Annotated in this window: 13 protein-coding genes; 4 read left to right on the top strand and 9 right to left on the bottom strand. The window is 68.6% G+C overall.

The features are described from left to right. Nucleotides 1-35 precede the first annotated feature (35 nt). Nucleotides 36-1157, top strand: coding sequence for a PQQ-dependent sugar dehydrogenase (locus OHS03_RS20205; protein ID WP_328656201.1), 1122 nt, complete (start codon nucleotides 36-38; stop codon nucleotides 1155-1157). A 54-nt stretch (nucleotides 1158-1211) separates the two neighbouring features. Here OHS03_RS20205 and gatB read toward each other — a convergent pair whose 3' ends face one another. The 6 genes from gatB to OHS03_RS20235 form a co-directional block, all read right to left on the bottom strand. Beyond that, complete coding sequence (gatB, locus tag OHS03_RS20210) at nucleotides 1212-2717, bottom strand: Asp-tRNA(Asn)/Glu-tRNA(Gln) amidotransferase subunit GatB (RefSeq protein WP_328656203.1); 1506 nt, start codon at nucleotides 2715-2717, stop codon at nucleotides 1212-1214. Nucleotides 2718-2761: 44 nt separating this feature from the next. Continuing rightward, the gene (locus tag OHS03_RS20215) at nucleotides 2762-4141 is read right to left on the bottom strand and encodes an alpha/beta hydrolase family protein (protein ID WP_328656205.1); all 1380 of its coding nucleotides are present in this window, start codon (nucleotides 4139-4141) and stop codon (nucleotides 2762-2764) included. A 38-nt stretch (nucleotides 4142-4179) separates the two neighbouring features. Further along, entirely contained in the window at nucleotides 4180-5214 is a 1035-nt protein-coding gene (locus tag OHS03_RS20220; RefSeq protein ID WP_056815734.1) for an ATP-dependent 6-phosphofructokinase, read from the bottom strand. 28 nt (nucleotides 5215-5242) lie between these two features. Beyond that, the gene (locus OHS03_RS20225) at nucleotides 5243-6127 is read right to left on the bottom strand and encodes a hypothetical protein (protein WP_328656207.1); all 885 of its coding nucleotides are present in this window, start codon (nucleotides 6125-6127) and stop codon (nucleotides 5243-5245) included. 108 nt (nucleotides 6128-6235) lie between these two features. Then, nucleotides 6236-7045 carry a formate dehydrogenase accessory sulfurtransferase FdhD gene (fdhD, locus tag OHS03_RS20230; RefSeq protein WP_328656208.1) on the bottom strand — a complete coding sequence of 270 codons (810 nt, stop codon included), beginning with the start codon at nucleotides 7043-7045 and terminating at the stop codon, nucleotides 6236-6238. 25 nt (nucleotides 7046-7070) lie between these two features. Beyond that, nucleotides 7071-7241, bottom strand: coding sequence for a hypothetical protein (locus tag OHS03_RS20235; protein ID WP_165610217.1), 171 nt, complete (start codon nucleotides 7239-7241; stop codon nucleotides 7071-7073). Between the two features lie 146 nt (nucleotides 7242-7387). Here OHS03_RS20235 and OHS03_RS20240 point away from each other — a divergent pair, with 146 nt between their 5' ends. Next, on the top strand, nucleotides 7388-9715 hold the full coding sequence (locus OHS03_RS20240; RefSeq protein ID WP_328656210.1) for an FdhF/YdeP family oxidoreductase: 2328 nt from the start codon (nucleotides 7388-7390) through the stop codon (nucleotides 9713-9715). Then, complete coding sequence (locus OHS03_RS20245) at nucleotides 9715-10215, top strand: NADPH-dependent FMN reductase (protein WP_328656212.1); 501 nt, start codon at nucleotides 9715-9717, stop codon at nucleotides 10213-10215. Before OHS03_RS20240 ends, OHS03_RS20245 begins: the two co-directional genes overlap by 1 nt. Before the next feature lie 47 nt (nucleotides 10216-10262). On the opposite strand, the gene OHS03_RS34720 is transcribed toward OHS03_RS20245, so the two are convergent. From OHS03_RS34720 to OHS03_RS20260, 3 genes are all read right to left on the bottom strand, one after another. Further along, nucleotides 10263-13046 (bottom strand): serine/threonine-protein kinase, encoded by a 2784-nt coding sequence (locus tag OHS03_RS34720; protein ID WP_407942518.1) that lies wholly within the window; start codon nucleotides 13044-13046, stop codon nucleotides 10263-10265. 101 nt (nucleotides 13047-13147) lie between these two features. Next, the gene (locus tag OHS03_RS20255) at nucleotides 13148-13837 is read right to left on the bottom strand and encodes a response regulator (protein WP_131816592.1); all 690 of its coding nucleotides are present in this window, start codon (nucleotides 13835-13837) and stop codon (nucleotides 13148-13150) included. Then, nucleotides 13834-15153, bottom strand: a complete 1320-nt coding sequence (locus tag OHS03_RS20260) for a sensor histidine kinase (RefSeq protein ID WP_328656213.1) — start codon at nucleotides 15151-15153, stop codon at nucleotides 13834-13836. The genes OHS03_RS20255 and OHS03_RS20260 overlap by 4 nt, the downstream gene beginning before the upstream one ends. Before the next feature lie 157 nt (nucleotides 15154-15310). Here OHS03_RS20260 and OHS03_RS20265 point away from each other — a divergent pair, with 157 nt between their 5' ends. Next, the gene (locus tag OHS03_RS20265) at nucleotides 15311-15634 is read left to right on the top strand and encodes a hypothetical protein (RefSeq protein ID WP_328656215.1); all 324 of its coding nucleotides are present in this window, start codon (nucleotides 15311-15313) and stop codon (nucleotides 15632-15634) included. The last annotated feature ends 18 nt before the right edge of the window (nucleotides 15635-15652 follow it).

The following is a 15652-nucleotide window of genomic DNA, read 5'->3' on the forward strand; positions in this document are numbered from 1 at the left end:
GTCAGGCCCGCACCGGTGCCGGTAACGTCTGACCTATGAGTTCGGGAATCGCGGGCCGCGTGGCAGTCGGGGTGGCACTCAGCACCGTTTTGCTAGCCGGGTGCGCCCGTTTCGACGAGTCGGCCTCGAGTCCGTTCACCACCGAACCGCAGCTGGGCGGGTCCGGTGCGGAGCCGAAGAAGCCGCAGGACGAGCCGTCACAGCCGCCGCGTCCGACCGGGCCGTGTATCGATCCCGATCCCAACGTCATCGCGACCTGCATGGAATCGGGCGCCGGGCTGATCACGGTGGGCGAGGGCGCCTTCGTCGCGGAGCGCAAGACCGGGCGGATCCTGCAGGTGAAGCCGGTCGACGCGAGCACACCACAGGAGACGCCGGTGGAGATCGCCAGCGTGCCCGTCGACGGGTCGACCGACGGCGGCATCTCCGATATCGCGCTCTCCCCCACCTTCGGTGAGGACGGGCTGATGTACGCCTACATCACCACCGGTAGTGACAATCGGGTCGTCCGACTGTCCAAGGGCGGGGCTGCCAAGCCGATCCTCACCGGAATTCCCAAGGGTGCCGGCGGAAATCGCGGCGCGCTAGAATGGGCGACGCCGACACAGCTGATGATCCTCACCGGCGACGCCGGAAACCCCGGCGCCGCAGCCGATCCCGGATCGCTCGGCGGCAAACTGCTTCGCTTGGAATCGCCGTCGTCGGGCGCGAACAAACCGCAGGTGGTGGCGTCGGGCATCGGCTCGGCCGGTGATATCTGCCGCGACGGCAAAGACGGCATGTGGGTCACCGACCGCACCGCCGCCGAGGACCGCCTCCAACACCTGGGCGCCGACGGCACTCTCAGCGTCTCCTGGACCTGGCCCGACCACCCCGGCGTCGGCGGCTGCACGGCCACCGGCGACGGGGTCGGCATCGCCCTGAACGAAGGTAAGGCGCTGGCCGCCGTCGCCGCCGACCCCACCACCTTCGCCGTCACCACCGCCCCCACCCTGATCGCCCAGGACAAGTACGGCAAGCTCCTCGGCGCCACCGCCAGCGCCGACGGCAGCATCTGGGTCACCACCACCAACAAAACCGACGGCGAGCCAGGCGAATTCGACGACCGCGTCGTCCGCATCCCACCGCCGCAGGGCGGAGCAGGCGGCCCCGACTAGGAAACGAAGCGGCCGCCCGTCCTGCGAACGCAGGGCGGGCGGCCGTTTACATTCTCAGCCGCAGGCCGCGATGACCAGGTCGCGGACGCGGGCGGCGTCGGCCTGGCCGCGGGTGGCCTTCATGACGTCGCCGACGATCTTGCCCGCGGCGGCGACCTTGCCCGAGCGGATCTTCTCGGCGATGTCGGGGTTCGCGGCGAGGGCCTTCTCGACTTCGGCCTGGAGGGCCGAGTCGTCGCTGACCATGCCGAGGCCCTTGGCTTCGACGATGGCGGCGGGTTCGCCTTCACCGGCGAGGACGAAGTCGACGACCTGCTTGGCGACCTTGTTGTTGACGGTCTTGGCCTCCACCAGCGCGATCACCGCGGCGACCTGGGCGGGGGTGATGGGCAGGTCGGCGAGCGCGATGTCGCGTTCCTTGGCCTTCTCGGTCAGGTAGGCGACCCACCAGGAGCGCGCCTCGTTGGCGGGCGCGCCCGCCTCGACGGTGGCGATGATGAGGTCGAGGGCGCCTGCGTTGACGAGGTCGCGCATGACCTCGTCGGACAGGCCCCAGTCGGCCTGGATGCGAGCGCGCACCAGCCACGGGTACTCGGGGATGGTGGAGCGCAGTTCCTCGACCCACTCGGCCGCCGGGGCGACGGGCTCGAGGTCGGGCTCGGGGAAGTAGCGGTAGTCCTCGGCGGTCTCCTTGCGGCGACCGGCCGCGGTGGAACCGTCGGCCTCCTGGAAGTGGCGGGTCTCCTGGATGATCTCGCCGCCCGCGGTGAGCACGGCGGCCTGGCGGCGCATCTCGTAGCGCACCGCGACCTCGACGCTCTTGAGCGAGTTCACGTTCTTGGTTTCGGTACGGGTGCCGAATTCCTTGGCGCCGATCGGCATCAGCGACACGTTGGCGTCGCAGCGCAGCGAACCCTGTTCCATCTTCACATCGGAGACGTCGAGCGAACGCAGCACCTCGCGCAGCGCGGTGACATAGGCGCGAGCGACCTCGGGGGCGCGCTCACCGGCACCGGTGATCGTCTTGGTGACGATCTCGATCAGCGGCACACCCGCGCGGTTGAAGTCGAGCAGCGAGTGGCTGGCGCCGTGGATACGACCGGTCGCGCCGCCGACGTGCAGGGACTTGCCGGTGTCTTCCTCCATGTGCGCGCGCTCGATCTCGACGCGGAAGATGGACCCGTCGTCGAGGGTCACGTCGAGGTAGCCCTCGGTGGCGATCGGCTCGTCGTACTGGCTGATCTGGTAGTTCTTCGGCTGGTCGGGGTAGAAGTAGTTCTTGCGCGCGAACCGGCCCCACGGGGTGATCGAACAGTTCAGCGCGAGCCCGATGCGGATAGCCGATTCGATGGCCTTCTCGTTCACCACGGGCAGCGAGCCGGGCAGACCGAGGCACACCGGGCACACCTGGGTATTGGGTTCGGCGCCGAACTCGGTGGGGCAACCGCAGAACATCTTGGTCGCCGTGGACAACTCGACGTGGACCTCCATGCCGAGCACCGGCTCGTACCGGGAGATGACATCGGCGTAATCCATCAACTCGACCGTGGGTGCGCTCATACGAGCAGTCTAGGTAAGCCCGCCGACGCACTCGGCCGGTGGTCCTAGCGAGGCGGAACGCGCTGGGTGAGCCAGCCGGTGACGTAGGTGAGCACGGCGGGGTCGACGGTCGTCTCGATGGTGGAGTATTCGCTGGGTTTGCCGGTCGCGGTGGGCTGCATCAGGTGGTTGAGGCCGGGGAAGGTGTGCACGGTCGCGTCGGGGGCGCCGGCGAGGTTCTCCCGCATCGGGCCCTCGTTCTGGGTGGCGAGGACCTGCTGGTCCTTGTCGCCGAAGAACGCCAGCACCGGCACGCGCAACGCCTGCAACGTCGGCTTCGGGTCGTGGGTGATGAACGAGGTCATGTACGGAGTGTTGAACCCGTCGACGACTTGCTGTGGCGCGCGTTCGGCCTCCGGCAGGGAGTCGTTGTGCCGCTGGGTGAAGGCCTTCGCGCCCTCGATGTCGCCCGCGCGCAGCAGCGTCGACCAGGTGGTGACGTAGGCGACCTGCTGGTCGATCTGGTCCTGCGGTGCGCCCGACGAGGCCATGATCGCTTTGTTCTGCTCGATCAGCACGTCGGCGCCCGGCACCGACGGGCCCGCCATCAGGACCGCGAACGCGATATCGGTGCCGGGCAGCGCGGCGACCATCGGCGCGAGGTAGCCGCCTTCACTGTGCCCGAACAGACCGACCCGAGCCGGATCGATCTCGGCGCGGGTGCGCAGGAACGCGACGCCCGCGGCCGCGTCGGCGGCGAGTTCGGGGTAGGTGGCGTCGTCGAGGGTGCCGCCGGTGCCGCCGACGCCACGGTCGTCGGCGCGCAACACGGCGTAGCCCGCGCGGGTGAAGGTGTCGGCCAGCAGTTGGAACGGGCGGTGGCCCATCAGCTCTTCGTTGCGGTCCTGCGGGCCGCTGCCGGTGACGAGCAGCATCGCCGGGAACGGGCCGGCGCCTTCGGGTTCGGTGAGGGTGCCCGCGATGGTGATGTCGCCGTTGCGATAGGTGACGTCCTCGCTGCGGTACGGGTACGGCGGTGTCGGGTCCTGGGGGCGGGCGGGGCCCTCGATCTTGCCGCGCTGCAGCGTGACCGGCGCTTTCTCCTCGAACTGGATCCAGTCGCCGGTGAGCCGGTCACCGTCGAGCGTGCCGCGGAAACCCGGCTCGCCCGGCACGTCGGGCAAATCGAACTCCACCCGGTCTGGTTCGGTGCGAACGTCTTTCAACGGCGCCTCGCGCACACCCTGGACCGGGATGTCGATGGTGGCCGACCCGTCCTCGGCGAAATTCACCCCGATCGCGATCGGCTGCCCCGGCACCTCGATGTCACCGTGCCAGCTGCCGTACACCGTGGGGGCCGCCGCGTCGTCCGAGGACTGCGAGCACCCCGCGACCAGTGCGGCGACGACGAACAGGACCGAAACGACCACTCGACCGGTGCGCATACACCCACCGTACCGACTGTGCGAGAACCGAGCCGCGCTCAGCCGAAGAAGGCCGATGCCTCCCTGAGCCGTTCCGGCGGAACGCGTTTGAGCTGCTTGGTCGCCTCCGACAGCGGAACCAGCCCGATATTGGTGCCGTGCAGCGCCACCATCTGACCGAAATGCCCCGCGTGTACCGCCTCGGCCGCATGCACTCCGAACCGCGTGGCCAGGATCCGGTCGTAGGGCGTCGGGCTGCCGCCGCGCTGGATGTGGCCCAGCACCGTCGTGCGGACCTCCTTGCCGATGCGGCGCTCGATCTCCGAGCCCAGCTGCTGGGCGACCCCGGTGAACCGCTCGTGCCCGAACTCGTCGATCCCGCCCTCGCGCAACGCGAATCCGGAATCCGGCGCGGGATGCGCGCCCTCGGCGACCACGCAGATGAAGCTCTTGTCACCGCGCTGGAAGCGGGCCTTGATCATCGCGCACACCTGGGACACGTCGAACGGTTCCTCGGGCACCAGGGTGAGATGGGCGCCGGCGGCGATACCGGAATTCAGCGCGATCCAGCCGGCGTGGCGGCCCATCACCTCGACCAGCATCACCCGCTGGTGGGATTCGGCGGTGGTGTGCAGGCGGTCGATCGCCTCGGTGGCGATCGAGAGCGCGGTGTCGTGGCCGAATGTGACGTCGGTGCAGTCGATGTCGTTGTCGATGGTCTTGGGCACGCCGACCACCGGCACGCCCTCGTCGGCGAGCCAACTCGCGGCGGTGAGGGTGCCTTCGCCCCCGATGGGGATCAGCGCTTCGATGCCGTTGTCGTCGAGGGTCTGCTGGATCCGAGGCAGGCCCGCGCGCAGCATGTCGGGGTTGGTCCGTGCGGTGCCGAGCATGGTGCCGCCCTTGGTGAGCAGGCGGTCGGTGCGATCGTCGTTGTGGATGCGGATCTTTCGATCCTCGAGTAGGCCGCGCCAGCCGTCCTCGAAACCGACGACGGCATCGCCGTAGCGTCCGTTCGCGGTGCGGACCACAGCCCGGATCACCGCGTTCAGACCTGGACAGTCCCCGCCTCCGGTCAAGACTCCGATGCGCATGCTGTTCATCTTGCCGCACCGGCGCCGATCAGGAGCAGTGACCTCCGGCGAGCTCGCTCAGGTGCCCCGAGATGAGCGTCGCCATCTTGTCGAGCATGGCCGTTCCGTCGCTGAAACCACCCGAATCCGGTTGCGCGGCGAAGGCGATCGCGATCCGGCCGGTGGGCGAATCGATCAGGCCGAACTGGCGGACCAGGTACTTGCCCGCCGGGTCGGGACCCCACCCGCCCTTGAACTCGGCGCTGCCGAACGCGCCGAGACCCCAGTGGTGGCTCGCGATGATCTGCTGCATCAGCCCGACCACGCGCTCGCTCTGCGGTATGCACGGCAGTTGCGAGGCGAAGCGCACCTGATCGGCCAGGGTCCATTCGGCCTGGCCGTAGATCGACGCGTCGGCACGGGTGCGGGTCGGCGGCACGGTGGTACGGACGTCGCCGCCTTCGCGCAGCACATTCTGCACCGCCTGGGCCGCGGCGCCGCCGCCGCCGAGTGAGTCCCAGAGGGTGTCGGCGGCGCCGTTGTCCGACGCGGTGATGGCAGCGGAGGCATAGGTGGCGTAGGAGGCGCTGTTGCGCAGGGCCGCGATGGCGAGCGGCACCTTGATCGTCGACCAGGCCGGACCGGAGGACCAGTTGCCGAAGGTCACCATTTTCTTGCCGCCCACCGGCATGATCGCCAACCCCGCGCTACCGCGGAATCCTTGCTGGAGTTCGGTGAAATCGGCGGCCAGGCTGCCCGGCACCGCGACGGAAATAGCTCCGCTGTCGACGCCGGGATCGGGTACGGCGACAGTCGTCGTCACGCTCGGTCGAGCGGCTTTCGGCTCACTACCGCAACCCGCGGTAACGAGCGCGACCGCGCCCAGCAACGCGGACAGCGCCACCCGGACGCGGTGGCGTCGTTCATTGTTCATTATCTGAAGCATTTTCTTTTGTAAACTCCCCCGGGGCGTTCGGTGCTGGCGACCCGTACCGTTACCGTACTGCGACATATGCCGATCGCCCACTTCGAGCACCGAACCTCAGGTCAGACGGTGTTCGCCCGTATAGATATTCATCGTTTCGCCGCGAAGGAAGCCGACCAGTGTGAGGTCGGACTCGGCTGCCAGGTCGACGGCGAGCGAGCTGGGCGCCGACACCGCGGCCAGGATCGGGATCCCGGCCATCACTGCCTTCTGCGCCAGTTCGAACGACGCCCGACTGCTCACGACCAGCACCAGATCGTGCGCGGGCACGCGGTTCTCGCGCACCGCCCAGCCGATCACCTTGTCGACGGCGTTATGTCTGCCGATGTCCTCGCGCAGGGCGAGCAGAGTGCCGTCGGCGGTGAACAGACCCGCCGCGTGCAGTCCACCGGTAGCGTCGAACAACTTCTGCCCGGCGCGCAGCTGTTTCGGCAGCTCGCCGAGGGTGCCGGTGCCGATCGACACGGACTCGTGCGGGATCGGGAAGCGGCTGTGGGTGCGCACTTCGTCCAGGGCGCTCTTGCCACAGAGCCCGCACGCGCCGGTGGTGAGGAATTTGCGCGGGTGGATCGGCACCGGGTTACGGAGGCGCAGGTCGAGGACGTTGTAAGTGTTGCGGCCTTCGCTGTCGGTGCCCGCGCAATATCGGGCAGTGACGATGTCGTCGGCCGAACCGATGATGTCCTCACCGAACAGGAAGCCGTGAACGAGGTCGATGTCGTTGCCGGGGGTGCGCATCGTGACGGTGAGCGATCGCCCGTCGACCCGGATTTCGAGTGGTTCCTCGACGGCGAGCGTGTCGGGTCGCTCGATCCGCCCGGCCGGGGAAAGGCGGGTCGTCTTGCGCCGTGCGGTGACTCTGCTCATCCCATGACTCTGCTCACTGTGTGGGTCAGTCGTCCTGGTCGTCGGCCGCTTTGTTGCGCGCCTTCGCGATCTCGAGCGCCTTCTCCGCGGTGGCCTGGTCCGGGTAGGGGCCCATGCGGTCGCCGTACCAGCAGGCCTTGCCCTGTTCGGCCTTGTGGTGCTTGAGGCAGTAGTACCACTCGTTGTCGTCAGCCATGCCGACAGTATGCAACGTTTCGCATACCGACGTCTCGAAGGTGGGTACCTGAGCCTTTTCGTGATCTCGGCGGTAGAGAATCCAAGCGAGGCACTGGACAGAGCTCATCTTTCTCGACCCGCATACACGCGAAGGGAAGATTTGTCATGGCTGACGGTCCGTACACCACCTGGGATCCTGATCGAGGTCCGAGCGGAGAAGCCGACCGGGCGGCCGTGCCGAAAGCCAAGCCCTACCGTCATCCCGCTGCTGGCTGGGGCGCGGCGATCGCGGTCGGGAAATTCATGGTCGGCAAGGAGCACGAGCCGTTCATCGGCACCAAGGCCATCCTGAAGATGAACCATCAGGAGCGCGGCTTCGACTGCCCCGGCTGCGCGTGGCCCGACGCGACCGACGGTCTGGTCCTCGATGTGTGCGAGAACGGCATCAAGCACGTCACCTGGGAGATGACGCACAAGCGCTGCTCTGCCGAGTTCTTCGCCCAGCACACCGTGACCGAGCTGGCCACCTGGAGTTCCTTCGATCTCGAAGACCAGGGCAGGCTCACCGAGCCGATGGTCTACGACCCCGAGACCGACCATTATGTGCCGATCAGCTGGGCCGACGCGTTCGAGATGACGGGCAAGGCGCTGCGCGAGCTCGCGGACCCGAACGAGGCCGCGTTCTACACCTCCGGCCGACTCGCGAACGAGGCCACCTTCCTCTACCAGTTGATGGTGCGCGAGTACGGCACCAACAATCTGCCCGACTGTTCCAACATGTGCCACGAAGCCAGTGGCCGCGCGCTACAGGCCGCGCTCGGCACCGGCAAGGGCACCTGCGACCTCGAGGACTGGGCCAAGGCCGACGCCCTGTTCGTCATGGGCCTCAATGTCGCCTCGAACGCGCCACGCATGCTGACCTCGCTCGCCGAGGCCTATCAGCGCGGCGCCCAGGTGGTGCACGTCAATCCGCTGATCGAAGCGGGCTCGCGCAACACGATCATCCCGCACGACTTCCTCGCGATGGCCACCTTCCACCCCACCAAGACCGGCACGCTCAACCTGCAGGTGCGCATCGGCGGCGACTTCGCGCTGATCCGCGGCATGGCCAAAGCCGTCCTCGAAGAGTCCGCGACCGACCACAAGGCCCTCGATCACGAGTTCATCGAGCGCTACACCGTGGGCTTCGACGAGTACGTGCGCGAGGTGGAGGCGACCACCTGGGCCGATATCCAGACCGAGTCGGGACTCGGTGAAGCCGAGGTCCGCAAGGCCGCCCGCATCTACTGCGACTCCGACCGCAGCATCATCAGCTGGTGTCTCGGCGTCACCCAGCACGAGCACGGTGTGGAGACGATCCGCGAGATCGTCAATCTGCTTCTCCTGCGCGGCAACCTCGGTCGCGAGGGCGCGGGCCCGTCGCCGGTGCGCGGACACAGCAATGTGCAGGGCAACCGCACCTGCGGCATCGACAACAATCCGCCCGCCGAATTCCTCGACCGGCTGGCCGCGGTGTGCGGGATCGACGTGCCGCGCGCCAACGGCTACGACGTGGTCGGCGCCATCGAGGCGATGCACAGGGGCAAGCTCAAGTTCTTCATGAGCATGGGCGGCAACCTCGTCCAGGCCGCACCCGACAGCGCCTACACCTTCGAGGCGTTCCAGAAGGCCGACTTCACCGTCATGGTCTCCACCAAGCTCAACCGCAGCCACGTCGTGCACGGCAAGCGGGCGCTGATTCTGCCCTGCCTCGCGCGCACCGAATACGACGAGCAACGCAGTGGCCCGCAGGTGGTCTCGATGGAGAACGGCATGGCCGTGGTGCACCTGTCCAAGGGCATGAAGAAGCCCGCGTCGCCCCATCTGTTGTCGGAGCCCGCGATTCTGGCCGGTATCGCCAAAGCCGCACTGCCGCGGACGACGACGCCGTGGGAGTACTACGTCGAGGACTACGACCGCATCCGCGACACCATGTCGAAGGTCCTCGACGGTTTCGAGGACTACAACCGGCGGGTGCGGCTCGGGCTCGGATTCCGGATCCGCCAGCCCGCGCGTGAGCTGATCTTCCTCACCCCGTCGAGCAAGGCGGAGTTCTCCGCGGCGAGGCTGCCCGACACGACCAACCCGGCCGGGGTGCTCACCCTGGCGACGCAGCGTTCGCACGACCAGTGGAACACCACCATCTACTCCACCAACGATCGCTATCGCGGAGTGAAGAACCTGCGCACGCTGGTCTTCATGAACTCTCGCGACATGCACGACCGCGGCTTGACCGAGTTCGACGAGGTCGACATCACCAGCACCGCCCGTGACGGATCGACGCGGTCGCTCTACAAGTACAAGGTCGTCACCTACGACATTCCGCCGGGATGCGCCGCCGGGTATATGCCGGAGATGAACGTGCTGTGTGCGATCGGCGATTACAGCACCGAGAGCGATCAGCCGATGATGAAAAGCGTGAAAGTGACTGTCACACCGTCGAAGGACAACTGATGGCATATCTGCTCGCACTAGTCGCCGAACCCGGCGAGAACTCCACCGTGCACCAGTTGGCGAGCGAGACCCAGCGGGTCGCGATCCGCAACAACGTCGACGTGGTGAGCCTGGCCGAGCTCGACACCCTGCCGACCTACCGTCCCGCGATCGATACCGAGGACGAGCGACCGCCGATCGCGAACCAGCTGCGCCGCTCCGCCCTGGAAGCCGACGGTGTGCTGCTGTTCGCGGCCGAGGGCGCGAGCGTGCCGCCGCTGGCCGCGAATGTGATCGCCTGGCTGGCCAATCCCCAGTCAGCGTCGACTGTCGCGGGCAAACCGGTCGCGGTGATCACGGTGGGACCCGGCGAGGCGGTCAATCAGGACCTGGCAGACGAGTTGCGCGAGGCAGGCGCCGAGGTGGTGGCCGACGGTGTGTCGATCACCGGGTCGTGGAGTGATCCGGACACGGTGAGTCTGCTCGGGGACACGGTGGTCGCGGTCGCTTCGGCGAGCTGAGATCGTTGTCGGCCGCGGCCCCGATTCGGGGCCGCGGCCGTTGGGTGTCAGTAGACGTAGACCACGGCGTTCTCGCCACCGGTGCAGGTGACGAGCTTGCCCTCCGGGGCGCACGTCATCGTGTAGGTGCGTCCGGTCACCGGGCTCGTCGCCACCACGGACCGCGCTCCCGAGCCGCCACCGGCGTAGGCCTCCCGGACCGCCTCGGCGAAACCGCAACTGGTGACCCCGCTGCCGACCGCGACCTTGCTGTAAGAGCCTGTGCCGGAACCTGATTCACAGAGCTGCGCGCCCGCAGGCAGGGTGACCGGTCCCGCCGAGGTGGTGGGAGCGGCGGTGGTTGCGCGGGGGGTGGTGCCCGCGGGTTGGCCGGAACCACCCGGCGCCTGCGAAGTCGCTGCCGCGGTAGAGGTCTGGTCGGGCTCGACGGCCGACATCATGCGCCAGCCGATCGCACCGGCGACCGCCAGTACCACCACGCCGAGGACGCCGGCCAGTACCGGCAGCAGGACCGATCGTCGGCGACCCGAATCCTCGTGCGCCCAGGCCGGATCGGGACCATACGCCGGGTCGGGGCCATAGGCGGGATCGGGACCGTATCCGGGATCGTAGGCCTGGTCGCGGTAGGCGTGATCACCGTAGGCGCTGGGCGGTTCGTCGTAGTTGGAGTACGCGTTCTCCTGACCCACGTACTGCCGGGTCGCGGCCGAGCGCGCCGGATCGTCGAACTCCGGCGGGCCCTGATGCGCGGCGAAAGGTGCCGCGCCGCCACGGTATCGGTGCGTCGGCTGCGAGCGCTGCGGATCCGGTTCGTCGACGCCGTAATGCTGGGTCGGCGCCGATCGTTGCATCTCAGCGGGGTCGTACTGTTCGGTCGGCGGACTGAACTGCCCGGGCTGGCCGCCGAACCGGTCCTCGGAGTAATCGTCGAAATGCTCGGCGGGACCGCCGAATCGGTCGTGTGGATCGTCGAGGTCGGCACCGAATTTCTGCGTCGGCGGCACGAAGCCCGCCGGCGGATTCGGCGCGGGGGCGGTGAATTGCTCGGTCGGCGGGCCGAACGGCGCCGGGGCGGGGAACCGAGGGTCGGGGTTCGAGGCCGGGGCGTTGTATTGCTCGGTCGGCGGGGTGTACGCGGCGGGGAGGGGCTGTTCGGCGGAGTAGCGCTGAGTAGGGGCTGCCCGGTGGGGCTCCTGGCCGACATGCTGAGGCGGGAGGCGGTGCGGGCCGGTGGGCGCCGGGTAGGGGGTGGCCCCGGTGGGCCGCGGTGGTTGCAGGAGGGGGGCCGACGTTTCGCCCGGCTGCGCACCGTCGTAGAGGTGCGCGTCCGGGAACGGGCGCATCCGTGGGAGGCCCTGGTCGGGTGTGTAGGCCGGGGGCGGCTCGGGAGCTTCCGGCTCATCGGCCGACGGGAGGGGGGTGAAGTGGGTGTCGGCGGGCCGGATTTCGGCGGGGCCCGTCGGCTGGATCACCGCGGGAATCGAGATCTCGCCCGTGCCCTCGGCGGGAATGCGGCGGAAACCGGTGGTGTCGTGTGCCCCGGGACGTGTCTCGGCGGGTGGGCGGATGATCAACGTCGGCTGAGCGCCGGTCGCGGCCGACTGACTGCGCGAGGTCTCCACGCCACCGGTCGCGGTCACCGCGCCGATCACCCGGAACTCCCCCGTCGGCGTCGGCACCTGTTCGACGTTGTGCGGCTCGTCCGAGTCGGGCGTTGCTTTGCGGGCGCCACTCGCGGAACCGATGGGCACAGCACGCGCCGGACCGGTCGCGGAGGGGACGCCACGCTCGGCGCCAGGGACACCGGGCGGCGATCCGGCGGCACCACGTCCCACACCGGCGGCGAACCCGGCCGCGGCGGCGAACCCGCGTCCGGCCCCGGGCGCGGAGCCTGAACCAGCGGGCGCTCGGCCCGGAGCACCAGCGGGCCCACGGAGTGTGGGCCCTTGCGCAGAATCCGGAGTCACATCATGCCCACCGGGGACTCGGCGGGCCCCGGCGTACGACGCGAAAGCACCCGACGGCGCGGGCGCGGACGCGCCACCGTCGCGCACGGCCGAAGCCAGCGCTCGGCGAGCGGCGACAGCCAGCTCACCGGCCGACGCATACCGATCGGCCGGGTCCTTGGCCATGCCGGTCGCGATGACGTCGTCGAGTGCGCTGGGTATACCGTGGAGCAACTCACTCGGCCGCGGCGGCGCCTCGGACAGGTGCGCGCGAACCAGCACGCTCATGCTCGCGGCGGGGAAAGGCGAAGCGCCGGTGAGGCATTCGTGCAGCACGCAGGCCAGCGAGTACACGTCGGCGCGATGCGAGATCGGGCCGACGTCGAAGCGTTCGGGCGCCATGTAGATATAGGAGCCGACCGCCATCCCAGCCTGGGTCACCGCGCTGTCACCCTCGGTGTGCGCGATGCCGAAGTCGGCGAGGTAGGCGAAATCGGCGGGCGTCACCAGGATGTTGGCGGGCTTCACATCGCGATGCACCAGGCCGCCGGCGTGGGCGGCGTCCAGCGCCGCGGCGATCTGCTCGACGACAGCGACCGCGCGGTCCGGGCTCATCGGCCCGCCCCCGCGCAGCACGGTCCGCAGGTCGTTGCCGGGCACCAAGCGCATGTCGATGAAGAGGACCCCGTCGATCACACCCCAGTCGTGGATCGGGATGACATGCGGTTCGGCCAGCTTGGCCGCGGCTTGGGATTCGCGGCGGAACCGGACCTGATAGGCCGGGTCCTGCGCGAGCTCCTGCGACAGCAACTTCAGAGCGACCACTCGATCTTTGCCGGTGTCGTAGGCCTCGTAGACCTCGCCCATCCCGCCCTTGCCCAGCATCGACCGCAACTCGTACGGACCGAATCTGGTCCCCGCCCGTGACCCAGGTGCTTGCACCAGCGTCCGCCTCCCACTTCTGGCAGGTCCGCCGGGCCTGCTTCTCAGTAGGAAGATTCTCCCGGTGTCACTACGCCGTGGTCAAACGCGAACACGATCGCGGCGGCCCGGTCGCGTAGGTCCAACTTGCCGAATATGTGTCCGACGTGGCTTTTCACGGTGACTTCCGAGATCCCGAGTTCGGCGGCGATCTCGCTGTTGACCCGGCCCGAGGCGATCAATTCGAGCACTTCGTACTCGCGGGCGGTGAGTTCGCCGAGTCGGCGGTCGGTTCGGGTACCGACCGGTTTCACTGTTCTGTAGGCCGTGAGCACCCGTCCGGTCACCGAGGGATCGAGCCACGCGCCCCCGCCTGCCACGGTGCGGACCGCGCGGATCAGATCCTCCGCGGGCGAGTCCTTGAGCAGGAATCCCGCGGCGCCCGCGCGCAAGGCACCCGAGAGCAGCTGATCGTCGTCGAAGGTGGTGAGCACGAGGACCGGCGGAGCGTCGGGACGGGCGCGCAGCAACCGGGTCGCATCGATGCCGCCGACCCGCTTCATGCGCAGATCCATCAGCACCACATCGGGCCGCTGGGTGGCGACGGCGGCAGCGACCTCGTCGCCGTCGGCGCACTCGTTGATGGTGAAACCGTCGCGGCGGCGCAGGATGCGGCGCAATCCACCGCGCACGAGTTCCTGATCGTCGACCACGAGCACTGTCACCAACTGCTCGATCGGCGAAGCGGTCGTCACGTGTCCTCCTGGGGTTTGTTCCAGAGCTTGCCCGGCAGCATGGTCGAGATGGCGGTGCACGCGCCCGATCGCAGCGGGAAGCCGACTCGCACCGTCCAGCGGTCGTCGCCGTTTCCCGCGGTGATCTTCCCACCGAGCAGTTCGGTGCGTTTGCGCATGCCGCGCAGTCCCATCCCGGTGTCGCGGCGCGGCGCTGGCCCGAGCGGAAGCGGATTCGACACGACCAGCACCGCCGCGTCGGCGGTGACATCGAGGCGGACCGTGGCGGCGGTGCCCGGCGCGTGTTTGGTGACGTTGGCCAGCGATTCCTGGCCGATCCGGTAGAGCGCGTGGCCGATGGCGCCGGTGACGGTGGCCAGCTCACCGGTGCGCGCGTAGTCGACGGTGAGCCCGGCGCGGCGGAAGTCGCCGACGAGTTCGTCGATATCGGCGGCGCCCGGCTCGGGGGCCATCTGCGCCGGGCCCGCGTCGAGCATGCCGACGGTGCGCCGGATGTCGGCCATCGCCTGGCGGCCGAGGCGTTCGGCCTCGACGAGCGCTTCCACGGCCTCGGTGGGGTCGTCGTCGGTCTGTAGTGCGCGCCGGGCGGCGGTCAGGTGCAGCAGGGTGATCGAGAGCGAATGCGCGATCACATCGTGGACTTCGCGAGCGATCCGGCGCCGTTCCTCGTCGGCGGCCTTGCCGGAGCGAATGGCTTGATTCTCCCGTTCCTGGTACAGAAATCGCCGCTGATACTGCAGCAGCACCCCGACGAACATGCCGAGCAGGATGCCGATGACGTACATCGGCAGCCCTTGTAGCCGCTGCCCCGACTCACCCCATTGCACATGTCCGACGAGGTCGAAGGCGACCAGTTCGAGGATCGCGAGCAGGGTGAATCCCACCGTCATCCCTCGTGAGGCGACCGCGGCCACCTCACCGGCGACGATCATCAGCACGAACGGCGCGAAGTCGGCGTTGACCGGCTGCAAGAGGAACAAGCCGCACGACAGCAGCGCGCTCGACTTCAACAGGAAGGGATGCGGGTTCACGCCGAAGATCGCGAACAGGGGGATCGGCAGGAACGCGGCGGCCATCGCCAGCAACGGCAGCGGGCTCGGGAAGTAGGAATGTCGCTGGATCACGGCCGCGCCGGTGACCACCAGCAGTGCGAGGTCGGCGCCGACGATCACCGCGGGCGGATAGTCGTAGGGCAACGATTCGATGCGTTCGCGGACGGTGGTGAACAGACGTGACGCCTCGGCCTTGGCCACGAACCGCTGCCGCAGGCTCGCACGGCCCGGCGCCTTTGCGGGGATGGCGTGGCTCACATCCATGATCTCAGGCTAGTCGCCACCGACCGGGCGTAGCATCGTCCCGCGAACGGTACCGATCTCCTACCGCAGTAGGAGAAGAAGTCGGGTCCCCGGCACGACGATTCGACCTCGCACCGCCCGTAGCGTTCGGTTCACCCGCTCACGGAAGGTGAAGCCCATGACCTGGACCGATCTGCACCACCGCACCGAGATCGTGCACACCGTGCTCGCCAGGGCCACGATCGACCCGAACGACCCGGCGCTGTTCGCCGACATCGCCGAACTGGACACACTCTTCGGCGGCGTCGACGGACTACTGCAAGCCCTGGCCAACCGCTGGGACAACCATCTGCGCGTCAAGCTCGAACTGGCCGAGATCGACGGCCGCACCCCGATGGAGGCCTATCTCGAGCTGGCCGCCGAACAACCGGCGCTGCGTGCGCTTCTCGACGCACGCACGGCGATCGGGCAGACTACCCGCGACCGCGCACTCGCACGCTGAAATCCGAAACTCCCTGGG

The organism is Nocardia salmonicida (assembly GCF_036142455.1).
Taxonomy (GTDB): domain Bacteria; phylum Actinomycetota; class Actinomycetes; order Mycobacteriales; family Mycobacteriaceae; genus Nocardia; species Nocardia salmonicida.